Genomic DNA, 14,844 nt, shown 5'->3' with positions numbered 1-14,844 from the left:
CACAAACGTCGGCGATTGGCGTTAATAATTTCCCCGTGAAATAATATCTGGGATAAATGATATAAGCGATGCAGCAAAAGGGATTAAACTGCACTCCCGCGAGGTAGTCCATCCCGTGCAATATCTATCATGCGTAAACTTTCGGTTGAGCCTGATCGACTAACTCAGGCGGCTTCCTCCATCCGCACCATATGGCCTGCTACGACCTCACGAAACTGACGCTTCGGAGGCACGTAACCCGCGGGGCGGACGGGGCTTTTCAGCTCGTCGGTGCCGAGGTTGCGGCGGATGCCGCGTCGGGCGGGATCGGGCACCGGAACAGCCGCCATCAGCTTCTTGGTGTAGGGGTGTTGCGGGTTGCGGAAGAGCTCTTCACGTGGGCCGATTTCGACGATCTCGCCGAGATACATGACCGCAACGCGATGGCTGACGCGTTCGACGACGGCCATGTCGTGGGAGATGAAAAGGAACGCAAGGTTGAGGCTCTGCTGCAGGTCCATCAGCAGATTGCAGACCTGGGCCTTGATCGAAACGTCGAGGGCGGACACACTTTCATCCGCGACGATCACCTTCGGATCGAGCGCAAGGGCGCGGGCGATGCAGATACGCTGGCGCTGGCCGCCGGAAAATTCATGTGGGTAACGCTTCATCATATCGGGCTTCAGGCCGACGCGTTCCAGCAGGTCGGCGGCCTTGTCGCGGGCCTGGGCGCGGGTGCCGAGGCCGTGTTCGACAATGGGTTCGGCGACGGCAGCCCCTATCGTCATGCGCGGATTGAGGCTTGCGAAGGGGTCCTGGAAGATCATCTGGATGCTGCGGCGCATCTGGCGCAGGCTGATCGGGTCGAGGTTCAGCACGTCATAGCCGTCAAGGCTGACAGAGCCTCCATTCGGTTGCACCAGGCGCGTGATCGAGCGTCCGGTCGTGGATTTGCCGCAGCCGGATTCGCCGACGAGGGCCAGCGTCTCGCCCTGGAAGAGTTCGAAGGAAACGTCCTCGACGGCATGAATGGCGCCAGTCTTGCGGCCGAGGAGACCGCCGCGAATATCGAAGCGTGTGACGAGGTTCTTCACTTCAAGGATTGGCGTTTTGCGGCGGTCGACGGTTTCGGCCACTTCCACCGGTTCGCGGCGTTCGCCGGTTGCCGTGTCGATGACAGGGAAACGCAGCGGCCATTTGCGACCATCCATCGAGCCGAGCCGCGGCACGGCAGAGAGCAGGGCGCGCGTATAGGGATGTTTGCCGCGATTGAAGATATCGTCCGTCGTGCCCGTTTCGACCGCTTCGCCGCGATACATGACGATGGTGCGGTCAGCGATCTCGGCGACGACGCCCATGTCATGGGTGATGAAGAGAACGGACATGCCTTCCTCTTCCTGCAGCACCTTGATGAGATCGAGGATCTGGCCCTGGATGGTGACGTCGAGTGCGGTGGTCGGTTCGTCGGCGATCAATAGCTTCGGCCTCGATGCAAGTGCCATGGCAATCATGACACGCTGGCGCATGCCGCCGGAAAACTGGTGCGGATATTCATCGAAGCGGGATGCGGCATTGGGAATGCGCACCTTTTCCAGGAGGCGGATCGTTTCGGCTCGCGCGTCGGCCTTGCTGATGTCGCCATGGCACGTCAGCGCTTCGGAAATCTGCCTGCCGATGGTGAAGATCGGATTCAGGCTGGTCATCGGTTCCTGAAAGATCATGGCGGCATCCTTGCCGCGCACGGAACGCATCTCCTTGTCGGAGAGGGAAAGGATATCGCGCCCGTTGAGCGTGATGCTGCCTTCGATGCGGCTCGAGCCCTTGGCGAGCAGGCGCATGATGGAAAGCGAGGTGACGCTCTTGCCGGACCCGCTCTCGCCGACGATGGCGACTGTTCCCCCCGGCATGACATCGAAGGAGACATTGCGGACGACGGATCTCCACTCGCCGTCGGCGAGAAAGGAGGTTGTCAAGTTCCGGACGGAAAGAACCGGAGAGACGGATGTTGCAGGCTGATCACTCATATCGTTCCCTTATTCTTTTTGTGCCAGAGCGCTGGGATTTCAGGTCTTCAAAGGCGTGGCAAGTGAGGCGGACGGCCGTCCTTCAGCAATGCGCGCGGCCTCGAGCGCCGCGATCCTTTCATCGATCTCGCGCCTGTCGATCATTCCATTGGGATTGGCCTTCGTCGCCATCGTTTCGGCGACGTGCATGTAGCGTTCTTGCGCTACAGCATAGAGCCGGCGCAATTCCGCGAGCGGGTCAGGATGATCGTCCGCCCTGATGCTGAGCCAGGGATAATCCTGATCACGATGGACGAGGAGGGCGGCAGACTGTTTGCCACGCTTGTCGCCGCCGGCATCCTCGCCGGCCTGCATGGCTTCGAGCAGGCGCTCGATGAAAGGCTTGTCCATTGCCTGCTTATAGGTGGCAAGCGTCTCGGCGACGACTTGAGGACCTGCCAGTATATTGCCGGCGACGGAAACATTGTCGTTGAGCAGATGGCCGGCCCAATCGATGCATTTGGCGCCGGTGAAGGCGGCGTTGCGGCCTTCGGCATTGATCAGGTGAAGCTGGCGCTGGTCTCGGCCGGCATCACGGGCGGTCAGTTCTGCGATGATCTCATCCGGCGCCTTGCCGGTAGCAAGCAAAGCGAGCCCGTCCGTGCCGTAGAGCGGGCTGACGAAGGCCTGCGTCGCGGCTGCGCCGATGCCGCCGCGGATATGCGGCACCAGCCCGCCGACCGCAAAGAAGCGGGTGGCGACGTCAATGCCGAGATAGCCTGTGTCGGGATCGCGGGCGACGATGGACCAGGTCATGCTTATCTCCCGATCGCATAGGCCTGCATGAGGCGCGGCGTGGCGGCGGCACGCAGCAGGCCGTCGGCATCGCGGCGGGCTGCCGTCAGGCGGCCAATGGTCCAAGGTTCGGCGACGGTGAGCTTGTGGCCGCGGGCACGCAGACTGTCGAGTACGGCAGCGCTGAAATTGCCTTCCACCATCAGACCGCCCGGTTCACGCGTGCGCGGATAGAAGGAGCCGGGGAAATGCGAGGTGTGGAAGAGGGGCTGGTCGATTGCCGCCTGCAGGTTCATCTTGTGGTGCACATAGCGCAGGAAGAAGGAGAGCTGCCACTGTTCCTGCTGGTCGCCGCCGGGCGTGCCGAAGGCGAGCGTCGGGCGGCCTTCATAAAGGGCGAGCGAAGGTGTCAGTGTCGTGCGCGGGCGCTTGCCGGGAGCGAGCGATGTCGGCAGTCCGGGCTTCAGCCAGAACATCTGGGCGCGCGAATTCAGGCAGAAGCCGAGGCCTGGAATGATCGGCGAGGATTGCAGCCAACCGCCCGAGGGGGTGACCGAGACCATGTTGCCTTCGCGGTCGATAACGTCGATATGGACGGTGTCGCCGCGCTTTTCCGTCAGGTGCGCCATGGTCGGCTCGTAGACGGCGCCGGTCTTGGAATCGGCGCCGAGCATCTCCATTGTTGCGTCATATTGCCGCTCGAAGCAGGACAGCTTTCCGGGACGCAGGTCGAAGGAGGCTTCGTCTGTGATGAGTTTGCGGCGGGCGGCGGCGTAGGTGTCCGAGAGAAGCTGATCGAGCGGCACCTCGGCGAATTTGGGATCACCGTAGTAGATCTCTCGATCGGCGAAGGCGAGTTTCATGGCTTCGGTCACGGTATGGACGAAGTCGGCTCCATCAGGCTCCATCGAGGCGATATCCATATCCCTGAGGATCGACAGGGTCTGCAGGAAGACAGGGCCCTGACCCCAGGGACCGATCTTGGCGACGGTCCAGCCCTGATAGTCGTAGGTCTGCGGCTCTTCGATCGTTGCCGACCAGTTTGCCATGTCATCCGCCGTCAACACTGCCTTGTGGCGGCTGCCGCTGGCATCCATCACTTCGGCCGTCTTCAGGTAGTTTGCGATCTTCTCGGCGACGAAGCCGCGATAGAAGGCGTCGCGGGCAGCTTCGATCTGCGCCTCGCGGCCCTGCTTTGCTTCCGCTTCTGAAATGATGCGTTTCCAGGTTTCGGCGAGAACCGGGTTCTTGAAGCTGGAATGCGGTTCGGGGACCGAGCCGCCAGGCACCCAGGTTTCGTAGGAGGTCGGCCATTCCTTTTCGAAGAATTCGGCAAGCCCCTTGATGGTTGCGGAGACGCGCGGCAGCAGCGGATGGCCGTTTTCGGCGTAATAGATCGCCGGCTCCAGCACGTCGCGCACGCTCAGCCTGCCGTAGTCGCGCAGCATCAGCATCCAGCCATCAAAGGAGCCGGGAATGACGGTTGCCAGCAGGCCGTCGCCGGGGATCAGTCTCAGGCCCTCGGACGTATAGTGTTCGATGGTGGCGCCTGCCGGGGCGGGGCCCTGGGCACAGATGACCTCGACCTTGTCTTTCCTCTTCGAATAAATGATCGCCGGCATGTCACCGCCGGGGCCGACGAGGTGCGGCTCGAGAATCTGCAGGGTGAAGCCGGTAGCAACCGCCGCATCGAAGGCATTGCCGCCCTTTTCCAGGATGCTCATGCCGACGGCCGAAGCAATCCAGTGCGTTGAGGTGACGACGCCGAATGTACCCAGAATTTCGGGGCGGGTCGTGAATGCGGTCATTTCATATGTCCTTTCGAAGGGTCATGCTTCGCGCGGATCGAGCGCATCGCGCAGGCCGTCGCCCAAAAGATTGAAACCGATAACGACGAGGAAGATGGCAATGCCTGGCCACATCGCCATCCACGGTGCCTGGCTGAGGAAATTCTTGGCAACGTTTAGCATCGAGCCCCAGCTTGGTGCCGGCGGCTGCTGGCCGAGGCCGAGGAAGGAGAGACTGGCTTCGGCGATGATGGCAGTCGCGATCGTCAGCGTCGCCTGTACGAGGATCGGCGCGAAAACATTTGGCAGGATGTAGCGGATGATGATGCTGAAGTGACGCAGCCCTATGGAGCGCGCGCCTTCGATATATTCCTCGGTCTTCACTGCCAACACCTGGCCGCGTGTCAGCCGCACGAAGATCGGCATGGCCGAAAGGCCGATCGCGATCATCGCATTGCTCAAGCTTGGGCCGAGGAAGGCGGCGAGCGCGATCGCGGTGATGAGGAAGGGCATTGCCAGAAAGGCCTCGGTGATGCGGGAGATGATCATGTCGATCCAGCCGCCGAAATAGCCGGAGATCAGGCCGAAGGGCACGCCGATGAAAACGGCGATCGCCACCGAGAAGACGCCGGCCATCAGCGAGGCCTGCGCGCCCCAGATCATGCGCGAGAGAATATCGCGGCCGATATCATCGGTGCCGAGCCAATGGGCCGCTGACGGCGGCTTGCGAATCGTCGACCAGCTCGTGGCGTTCGGATCGGGGAGCGGCAGGAGCGGCGCGATGATGGCAAGGATTGCGAAGAAGGCGATGATGGCGAGGCCGACGAGCGCGCCCTTGTTGGCTTTGAGCTTGCGCCAGGCGCGGCTCGGCGCACGCTGCTCGATGGACGTGACGGGCGCGGTTGCGACTTGATCGATTGCGGTCATAGCGACGCTCTCATGCGCGGATTGAGAAGGACATAGAGCACATCGGCCACGAGATTCATCAGGATAAAGCCGATCGCCGTGCAGATGACGACGCCCTGGACGACAGCATAATCGCGGTTGAAAACGGCATCGACGATGAGTTTTCCGAAGCCTGGAATGGTGAAAATCTGCTCCGTGAGAACCGCGCCGGCGAGAAGTTCGCCGAAAAGCAGAGCGGTCAGTGTGACGATCGGCAGGACCGCGTTGCGGAAGCTGTGTTCCAGCACCACCGAGCTTTCCGGAAGCCCCTTGGCGCGGGCGGTACGAATGTAGTCGGCGCTCAAGACGCTCAGCATGGCCGAACGGGTGTGGCGCATCAGCGTGGCGGCGAGCGCGTTGCCGAGCACGAAGGAGGGCATCAGCATGGTCTGGATCGAGCGTAGCGGATTGGAGAAGAAAGGCTCATAGCCCGAAGCCGGAAGCCAGCCGAGGTTCACCGAAATCAGCAGGATCAGCATGATGCCGAGCCAGAAGTTCGGGATCGACAGGCCCGACAGAGCGATGATGTTGGCGAAATAGTCGATGATGGTGTTCTTCTTGACGGCGGCCAGGATGCCCATCGGCACGCCGATCACAAAGGCGAAGATCATCGACATGATCGCAAGCTGGATGGTGACCGGCAGTTTTTCTGCAACGAGCTCGAGAACCGGCTGGTTTGTGCGCAATGAAATTCCGAGATCGCCCTTCAGGGCTGAGCCCAGCCAGTAGAAATACTGGTAAAGAACGGGATCGTTGAGGTGATATTTTTCCCGCAGGAATTCCAGCACCTGCGGATCACGCTCTTCGCCGGCCATGGCCAGAACCGGATCGCCCGGCAGAAGTTTCTGCAGCGAGAAGACAAAGACCGAAATGATCAGCAGAGTTGGAATGGCGACCAGCAGCCGCTTGGCGATGAACCTGTACATGGGCGCTCCGATACCATCAGCGGAACGCGGCGAGGTCGCCGCGTTCCTGAAGCGTGCGGCTATCAGCCTTCCTTCTTCACGCCGACGAGGCGGATCATGCCGTCTGGCGAAGCAATGAAGCCGGCGATGTTCTTGTGCAGCGCCCAGATCCAGGACTGGTGGCCGAGGAAGATGATCGGCAAGTCGTCATTGAGGATTGCAGTTGCGGCATCGTATTTCTGCTTGCGCACGGAATCGTCGGGAGACTGGCGAGCCTCGTTCAGCAGCTTATCGACCTCAGCATTGCAATATTTGCTGTCGTTCAGGCCAGCGCCACAGGTGACGAATTGCTGGATATTGCCGTCGGGATCGACGCGGCCGGACCAGTCGGAGCGGCTGAGCTGGTAATTGCCGGCGGTCTGCTCATTGAGCAGGGTCGCAAATTCCGTTGTCTTCAGGGTCAGGTCGAAGCCGGCTTCGGCGACCATGGACTGGACGATCTGCATCATCTGCATGACCACGGGGCTGTTGGAAACCTGCATTTCAACCGGAATGCGGTCGAAGCCTGCCGCCTTGACGAGAGCCTTGGCCTTTTCGACGTCGCGGGCCGGAACCGGAACATCCTTGTCGAACCACGGGCTGTTCGGTGGGAAAGGCTGGTTGCCGGCAACGCCGGTGCCTTCGAAGACGATCTGCATGGCGGCATCGCGGTCGATTGCCAGCGAGAAGGCCTGGCGCAGGCGCTTGTCCTTGCCGATCGGATTGTCCGCGCGCGCGCCGTTGCCGACATTGGCATAGATGCCGAGCCAGCCGGTGTTGACGACATCCTTGTAGACGAGGTTCGGATCGCTCTTGACCGTCTCGGCGTCGGTTGCGGCCAGGCGTTCGATCATGTCGAGATCGCCGGAGCGCAGATTGGCCAGGCGTACGGTCGAATCCGGGATTGGCAGATAGGTGATCTTGTCGATGAAGACGTTATCCTTGTTCCAGTAGTCCTGGAACTTTTCGAGTACGATACGGTCCTGCTGGACGCGTTCGACGAACTTGAAGGGGCCGGCGCAGACCGGATGGTCGCCGAACTTCGCGCCGAGTTCCGTCGCGGCCCTCGGCGAGACGATCATGCCGGCGCGGTCGGAAAGTTGGGCAAGCAGGGTGACGTCGGGGCTCTTCAGCGTGAACTTGACTTCGTATTCGCCTGATGCCTCGACCTTCTGGACGGAACTCAGCTCGCTCTTGCGACGCGATTCCGGGAGGGTCATGTTACGCTCAATCGTGGCGACGACGGCTTCTGCGTTGAAGGGCGTTTCGTCCTGGAACTTCACGCCTTGGCGAAGCTTCATGGTGAGCGCCTTGCCGTCGGCCGACCAGCTCCACTCGGTCGCAAGCTGCGGCACGATCTTTAGATCTGGCGAGACGTCGACGAGCTTGTCGCACATCGCTGTATAGACGATACGGCCGACGAAGGTGCGCGACTGCGCGGGATCGAGCACGTCGGCATCATCCTGCAGGCCGATCTTCAATTCGACTGCGAAAGCGGGAAGCGCAAAGAGCACTGCCGCTGCGGCTGATGTCAGCAATCTGGCGGGTTTCATTTCATTCTCCTCTGTTATGTTTTTGTTTCACATTCGTCGTGCCGAGCCGGCGGTTATCTCCGCCGTGCTTTTTCCTCGCTCAGGTGGGCTCCTTCTCGGCCTGCGTTTCGCTGTGGTCGAAGGAGGTAATGCGGATGAGGCTTTCCTGCAGCGTCAGCAGGTGCTGGCGCATGGCTTCGCCGGCCTTTCCTGGATCGCGGGCGGCGATAGCATCGACGATGGCTGTGTGCTGCCCATGGGTGACTTCGCGCGTGCGGCTGACGCTGCGGGCGCGCTCGCGGATGGTCTGCCAGGCTTCGTCCTGGCGCACGCGGTTGATGACGTCGAAGATCGTGAGGAAGAATGAGTTGCCGGCGCATTGGGCGATCTGGCGATGCAGCGCCCCATCCCAGAGTTCGCGGCCGTCGGCATCGGTGCTTTCGTAGATCTTCTTCACCAGATCATACATGCGCTCGACATCGGCGGCCTTGGCGCGCATGGCCGCAAGCTGGGCAAGCTGCGGTTCGACGCGCAGGCGCACTTCCATGATTTCCATGAGATCGGTATCGGCGACGATGGAATCGACATGGTTGCTCCAACCGTCCGGCCTCTTACCGGCAAAGGTGCCGGAACCTTGCCGGCGCCAGATGCGGCCTTCGGCTTCCAGCACTTCCAGCGCGCGGCGGATGGAGCGGCGACTGACGCCGAGGATTTCGGAGAGCGTACGTTCGGTTGGCAGCTTGCCATCGGCATCGAGACTATCCGACTGCAGGAGAGTCCTCAGCTTCTCCAGCGCGTAGTTCGAATTACCTTGCGTTTCGTCCATGATCGGCTGAACCAATTTAATATTGGTTCAATGCAAACCAAATCCTGTCGATCGTCAAGCGCTTTTTTGTGCATATAGATACCTGCCTATTTATTGGTCGAATGGCTTGGATTTGCGGCAGATCCAGAGACAGGCGCACGTTTCAATGCGAACCGCACGCCAGGCAGGCGCGCGGTACCAAAAATCAATTGGTTCGCCTCTCAAGCCTCAGCGGTTCGCGGAGCGCGCAGAAAGGAAAGCCTGCGGCTCGAAGCTGAAATCCTTGTCGAAAGGATAGGTCGGGTGCTCTTTGCGCAGGCGCGGCAGGCGCTCGACGAACTGGTCGACGACACCGGTCGAGAGCGCCATGAGGTTCGGATTGGCGATCGGTGCCAGTTCCGGCGAGAGATAACCCGACTTGACGACGACGATCTTTGCTGTGCGCGGATCAAGACCGAGGCGGGTAAAATCGACGATCTTGTGATAGGGGCGGCGTTTGGCGGACAGCACCAGATCGATGCCGCCGATGGAAACGACGGCCTGGCGATCGATCGCGTCAGCGGTTTCGTGCAGGAATTTCACCAGGAAGCGTCCCGTCACCGGCTTGCTGCCCTTAGTATCGAGCGAGGCGCCGACCGTCAGCTCCAGAGTGGCGCCGACGCCCGCAGCATAGCAGGTCTGGGTGGCCGCCTTATCGGCGATGCCGGCGAAGACGACGCCGGTGGCGCCTTTTGCAATCAGTTCGGCCAATATGTCGGCACGATCGCCCACGCCGCCGCCAGTCGGATTGTCGCCGGATTCGGCGAGTACGACGGGGCCGGTGGAGCTGGCGATCGCCGTGGCGACGCATTCCTCGATCGAGCCGGTCTCGCAGCCGAAGACGAATTCTTCGCGCACATCCCAATAGGCCTTCGCCAGACGCTTTGCCTCACGCTCCAGTACGCTGCGGTCGGTACCGGTCATGATGGCTGCAGCGGTGGCGCGAGGTTCGTCAGCCCAGACGTAGCCGACCATCAGCGAAGCATCCCAGACGCCGTCTAGCGCATCGATGCCGGGCAGTTCGGCGTAAAGGCTCTTTGCCGGTTCATCGACGGTGCTGGTACGTTCGCCCGGCAGGACGACCGGGATCGGCGCCCAGAGCAGGATTGGCTTCACGCCAGTCTTCAGGCTTTTCACCAGCATGGAGACAGAGCGGCGCATGGTCTCCTCGACATCGATATGCGGCGCCGTGCGATAGGTGGAGTACATGTCTAGCGCATCGATGATGCGCTGGGTGACGTTGCCATGCAGGTCATAACTGGCCGAGACCATGCAGTGATCACCGATAAGCGCGCGGGCCGCACCGATCCAGTCGCCTTCCGCATCCTCCATGCCTTCGACATACATTGCGCCATGCATGGCGAGATAGAGGCCGTCGAGCGGCAGCAATGGCTTCAGGCGTTCCAGGAATTCGGCTTTGAAGGCCTCATAGGTGTGCCGCGCGACCGGCCCGCCGGCAATGGCGCGGGCATGGATCGTCGGCAGGAATTCGGCGTCGTAATCCTTCAGAAAGGCGAAATAGGGGGCTGCCAACAGTTCCTCGCCGCGTACTACCCGGAAGTCTGCCTCCTCGTTCAGGATGGGATTGTACGTGCTGCATTCGATGTGAATGCCACCGACGGCGATGCGCATGGGAGACCTCAGCTTATATTGGGACCAATCAGAAAATTGTGCGCGGCAATGCTGGCAGCGCCCCGCGCCCAGACGTCGCTATCGACGCGGCGGGTGCGTATCGGGGTTTGGCCGGCATAACGCGGAAGAACATTGGCTTCGACCGCCTGTTGCACGACCGTGCCGAACAAGCCTTCGAAGGAACCTTCGACATGAGTGACAAGGATCATGCCGGGGTCGTTCATTTGGATCAGGTGCGAGATCGCAAGACCGAGGGCTGCGCCGGCCTTGTGGATGATGGCGACGGCCTCGACCGTGCCGAGCGAAGCTTCCTCTTCCAGCTCGGGCAGCGAGGTGCATTTCAGGCCGGCGGCCCGCGCCATCTCCTTGATCGCCTTCATGGAGGCGATGGTATCCAGGCAGCCGCGCTTGCCGCAGCGGCAGGGTGCCCCACCCGGCTCAATCGTCGCGTGGGCGATTTCGCCCGCACCGCCATGATTGCCGCGATAGAGCCTGCCGTCGATGACATGGGCGCAGCCGATACCGTCTCCCAACGAAACGACCGAGAAATTGGGCGTGTCGCGAGCTATGCCGAACAGCTTCTCGCTGACGGCGACGGCCTTGGCGTCGTTTTCGATGAAGGTATCGACGCCGCTTGCCTGACGGATAAGTTCGGCGAGCGGCACATCCTGCCAGCCAAGCAGAGTGGACTGCACGCAGGTCGCCTGTTTTTCATCGACGAAGCCGGACAATGCCACGCCGATGCCGGCAAGCTTCGAGCTCGCCTGCGGATGGCCCTTCAAGATTTCCGGCAGGCCATAAGCAATGGCATTGGCAATGACCTTGGGATCCCTGGAATAGGGCAGTTGCTGACGGGCGATGATATTGCCGTTCAGATCGCTGAGGATCATCGGTGCCGGATCTTCCAGAAGCGAGATACCTATGAAGAAGGCGCATTCCGGCTTCAGGTCGAGCAGCACGGAGGGCCGACCCTGGCCGTAGACGGTCTCCGTCTCGTGCAGCACGCCGCGATCGATCAGCTCGCGGGCAATGCCACTCATCGCCGCTTTGCTGAGCCCGATCGCGGCAGCAAGATCGGTCCGACTTAAGGGGCCAGACTCGCTTATGACCCGCAGGAGTTCGCGCTGCGACGAATTGAACATGCAAAGTTCCTGATCTGCCGATGTACTGTTCTACCCGACAATAAGTTCACAAAATGAACCAATCAACTGAAATAAATTGCAAAATTGATCAAAGCTGACCGGAGGCCGACTTCAAGAATCGGTCTCCGGAACGCTGTTTCCGCCGTTTTCGGCCTCGCTTCCTCGCTGACGGTCATGTTGTGGGTTTCGCTCAATGGAGCGCAATGAGGAGCGATGGCCGCAATTATCTCGGCCTCACTATCTACATGTCGCTCTTCCCGCGGCTCGCGATCATGGTCAGCATGCTCGGCTTCACATTTTCTGCGACGGCCTGCGCGATCCGCGGAAATAAAAAGAGATGCGATGCGCAGCTTGCTGCGTGTTTCGCGTATCGGTTGGACAATTGAGAAACTGGAGCGGGCGAAGGGATTCGAACCCTCGACCCCAACCTTGGCAAGGTTGTGCTCTACCCCTGAGCTACACCCGCTCAAATCCGCAACGGTCCGGGGTAGTAAGTAGCGGACCGTGGGTGCCACCTTGCGGCGACGGGCGCTATATCGCCCAAACGATTTTCAAATGCAACAGGGAAATGACGGAAAAACGAAGAAAAGTTCCGACGGTGGAAAACCGGCTTCGGAAACGCCGCGAATGCAGGGCAAGGCGTCGGTCCTGACGATTGCCAAGCGCACGAGGCGGACGTAAGCAGACAGTCCAATCTGCCTTTCTCTTGTCTGATGGAATGACGATGACCGAAAACAAGCCCAAGACTCGCCAGGATCTTCTCGCCTTTCTCGATGGCATCGGCATCGCCCACAGTACCAAGGACCATGCGCCCGTCTTCACAGTAGCCGAATCGGTAGCGTTGCGGGACGAGATTCCAGGCGGGCATACCAAGAACCTGTTCGTGAAGGACAAGAAAGATCGTTACTTCCTGCTGACAGTCGAGGAAAATGCCCTCGTCGACCTCAAGCAGGTCCATACTCTCATCGGCGCTTCCGGCCGCGTCTCTTTCGGCAGGCCCGAGAAGCTGATGGAATATCTTGGGGTCATTCCGGGAGCCGTCACCGCGCTCGGCGCGATCAACGATACCGGGAATAATGTCACCTTCGTGCTCGATGCGGATCTGATGCGCGATGACGTCATCAACTGCCATCCGCTTTCTAACGATGCGACGACTTCAATCGCCAGCGCCGATCTGATACGATTCATGGAAGCGACCGGGCATAAGCCGCTTGTCTTGAAAGTGACGTCCTGACATACGATTTTAGCGCTATCAGAGACGCCGGCAGATCGGCGCGGCGGGAGATACCTATGAGCGGCAGCGACAATCCTTACAACGGTTCCTTCGGCAATCAGATGTCGGCAACGGCAAGCTATGGCGCAGTATCCCAGCCTGCGGCGGGCGGCAGTCATATCAAGGACACCACGACGGCAAATTTCGCGAAGGACGTCCTCGAGGAGTCGCGCAATCAGCCGGTTCTGGTCGATTTCTGGGCGCCGTGGTGCGGCCCGTGCAAGCAGCTGACGCCGATTCTGGAAAAGGTCGTCAATGAAGGTCAGGGCCGCGTCAAGCTGGTCAAGATGAACATCGACGATCATCCCTCGATCGCCGGCCAGCTCGGCATCCAGTCCATTCCAGCCGTCATCGCCTTCGTCAACGGGCGTCCGGCTGACGGTTTCATGGGTGCTGTGCCGGAAAGCCAGGTTCGCCAGTTCGTCGATCGCCTCGCAGGTCCCGCCGGCGCCGACCAGGCTGCCGAGATCGAGGCCGTTCTGGCGGAAGCGGGCGAACTTCTTGCTGCCGGCAATACCAATGAAGCGGGCCAGCTTTACGGCGCAATCATGCAGGCCGATCCGGAAAATGCCAAGGCGCTTGCCGGCATGGCTGAATGCTTGATCGCAGCCGATCAGCACGGTGAGGCCCGCCAGATGCTGAGCGAGCTGCCGGAAGAGCTTGCCAAGGATGCCGGCATCCAGGCGATCCTGAAGAAGCTCGACCAGATCGAAGAAGCCCGCAAGCTCGGCGATCCCATCGCCCTGGAACGTGAGCTGGCATCGAACCCCGATCATCACGAAGCCCGCCTGAAGCTCGCCAAGATCCTCAATGTCGAGGGCAAGCGTGAGGAGGCAGCCGAACACCTGCTCACCATCATGCGCAAGGATCGTGCCTTCGATGATGACGGTGCGCGCCGCCAGCTCCTGCAATTCTTCGAGGTCTGGGGCTTCAAGGATCCGGCGACTGTTTCGGCTCGCCGCAAGCTTTCCTCGATCCTCTTTTCCTGAGTTTGCCGCATCCGCCCTTGCGTTTTTACGCAAGGGCACCACATTCGTCGTGAGGACGGGCGCCATAGATGCGCCCGCCGAAAGAGTGCGGGACTAGTCTTCATGCAAGTCGGCAATGCGAGATATCTGAAGCCCGGGGATCTACCGGATGAGATCGCAGTTTTTCCCCTGACAGGTGCACTTCTCCTGCCTGCCGGACAGTTGCCGCTCAATATCTTCGAGCCGCGTTATCTAGCGATGTTCGATGCTGCACTGAGCGGAAACCGTCTGATCGGCATGGTGCAGCCGGCGCACGGCGAGCATGAAGACAAGACGCATGCTCCTGAGCTTGCGGCTGTCGGTTGCCTCGGCCGGATTACCTCCTATGCCGAAACCGGTGACGGACGTTATATCGTCTCGCTTACGGGTGTGTGCCGTTTCCGGCTGCTGGAAGAAAGATCGCATGGCCAGCCGTTCCGCAGCTTTCGCATCGCGCCATTCATTTCCGATCTTTCCGCCGAGAACGAGGAAGATGCCGTCGACCGCGGCGCGTTGCTAACAGCTTTCAAGGCCTATCTTGACGCCAACAAACTCGAGGCAGACTGGGAGAGCGTGGAGCGGGCGAGCAATCTCACCCTCGTCAATTCGCTCGCGATGATGTCGCCTTTCGGTCCAGCCGAAAAACAGGCGCTGCTCGAAGCGCCCGACCTCAAGACGAGGGCGGAAACCCTGATCGCCATCACCGAAATTGTGCTTGCCCGCGTTTTCGGCGATTCCGATACCGTATTGCAGTAGAGGGCGCGATGGATGAAAAACTGAGCCGCGTCGATCCCAAGCTTCTCGAACTTCTCGTCTGCCCGCTCACTAAAGGGCGGCTTTCATATGACCGCGAGCACAACGAGTTGGTCTCGGAAAAGGCGCGTCTTGCCTATCCGATCAGGGACGGCATTCCGATCATGCTCGTTTCGGAAGCGCGCAGCCTCGAAGACTGAAGAGCAAT

The 14,844-nt window shown here is 60.5% G+C and carries 13 protein-coding genes and 1 tRNA gene; 4 read left to right on the top strand and 10 right to left on the bottom strand.

From position 1 onward, the window contains the following. Positions 1–164 precede the first annotated feature (164 nt). From FHT92_RS20780 to FHT92_RS20735, 10 genes are all read right to left on the bottom strand, one after another. A complete protein-coding gene (locus FHT92_RS20780) occupies positions 165–2,003 on the bottom strand; it encodes an ABC transporter ATP-binding protein (RefSeq protein ID WP_183828868.1) in 1,839 nt (612 codons plus the stop codon). A 39-nt stretch (positions 2,004–2,042) separates the two neighbouring features. Further along, on the bottom strand, positions 2,043–2,798 hold the full coding sequence (locus FHT92_RS20775; protein WP_183828865.1) for a DUF1028 domain-containing protein: 756 nt from the start codon (positions 2,796–2,798) through the stop codon (positions 2,043–2,045). 2 nt (positions 2,799–2,800) lie between these two features. Then, positions 2,801–4,585, bottom strand: a complete 1,785-nt coding sequence (locus FHT92_RS20770) for a gamma-glutamyltransferase family protein (RefSeq protein ID WP_183828862.1) — start codon at positions 4,583–4,585, stop codon at positions 2,801–2,803. A 21-nt stretch (positions 4,586–4,606) separates the two neighbouring features. Beyond that, the gene (locus FHT92_RS20765; RefSeq protein ID WP_183828859.1) at positions 4,607–5,491 is read right to left on the bottom strand and encodes an ABC transporter permease; all 885 of its coding nucleotides are present in this window, start codon (positions 5,489–5,491) and stop codon (positions 4,607–4,609) included. Further along, positions 5,488–6,435, bottom strand: a complete 948-nt coding sequence (locus FHT92_RS20760) for an ABC transporter permease (protein ID WP_183749855.1) — start codon at positions 6,433–6,435, stop codon at positions 5,488–5,490. Before FHT92_RS20760 ends, FHT92_RS20765 begins: the two co-directional genes overlap by 4 nt. A gap of 62 nt (positions 6,436–6,497) precedes the next feature. Further along, a complete protein-coding gene (locus tag FHT92_RS20755) occupies positions 6,498–8,006 on the bottom strand; it encodes an ABC transporter substrate-binding protein (RefSeq protein ID WP_183828857.1) in 1,509 nt (502 codons plus the stop codon). A 79-nt stretch (positions 8,007–8,085) separates the two neighbouring features. After that, on the bottom strand, positions 8,086–8,811 hold the full coding sequence (locus tag FHT92_RS20750; protein WP_183828853.1) for a FadR/GntR family transcriptional regulator: 726 nt from the start codon (positions 8,809–8,811) through the stop codon (positions 8,086–8,088). A gap of 207 nt (positions 8,812–9,018) precedes the next feature. Further along, positions 9,019–10,461 (bottom strand): M81 family metallopeptidase, encoded by a 1,443-nt coding sequence (locus FHT92_RS20745; protein WP_183828852.1) that lies wholly within the window; start codon positions 10,459–10,461, stop codon positions 9,019–9,021. Positions 10,462–10,469: 8 nt separating this feature from the next. Continuing rightward, positions 10,470–11,603, bottom strand: coding sequence for an ROK family transcriptional regulator (locus FHT92_RS20740; protein WP_183828849.1), 1,134 nt, complete (start codon positions 11,601–11,603; stop codon positions 10,470–10,472). 391 nt (positions 11,604–11,994) lie between these two features. After that, positions 11,995–12,069 (bottom strand) — tRNA-Gly (locus FHT92_RS20735). Between the two features lie 258 nt (positions 12,070–12,327). Between FHT92_RS20735 and FHT92_RS20730 the strand changes: the two genes are divergently transcribed. The 4 genes from FHT92_RS20730 to FHT92_RS20715 all read left to right on the top strand — a co-directional run bounded on the left by FHT92_RS20730 (position 12,328) and on the right by FHT92_RS20715 (position 14,836). Then, a complete protein-coding gene (locus FHT92_RS20730; RefSeq protein WP_183749399.1) occupies positions 12,328–12,837 on the top strand; it encodes a prolyl-tRNA synthetase associated domain-containing protein in 510 nt (169 codons plus the stop codon). Positions 12,838–12,893: 56 nt separating this feature from the next. Then, positions 12,894–13,865, top strand: a complete 972-nt coding sequence (gene trxA / locus FHT92_RS20725) for a thioredoxin (RefSeq protein ID WP_183828846.1) — start codon at positions 12,894–12,896, stop codon at positions 13,863–13,865. 102 nt (positions 13,866–13,967) lie between these two features. Then, a complete protein-coding gene (locus FHT92_RS20720) occupies positions 13,968–14,639 on the top strand; it encodes an LON peptidase substrate-binding domain-containing protein (RefSeq protein ID WP_183749401.1) in 672 nt (223 codons plus the stop codon). 8 nt (positions 14,640–14,647) lie between these two features. Further along, entirely contained in the window at positions 14,648–14,836 is a 189-nt protein-coding gene (locus FHT92_RS20715) for a Trm112 family protein (RefSeq protein ID WP_112545684.1), read from the top strand. Positions 14,837–14,844 lie beyond the last annotated feature (8 nt).

The organism is Rhizobium sp. BK377, assembly GCF_014193935.1.
Lineage (GTDB): Bacteria > Pseudomonadota > Alphaproteobacteria > Rhizobiales > Rhizobiaceae > Rhizobium.
Note: the sequence above shows the minus strand (reverse complement) of the source record. Positions and strands in the feature narration are given on the sequence as shown.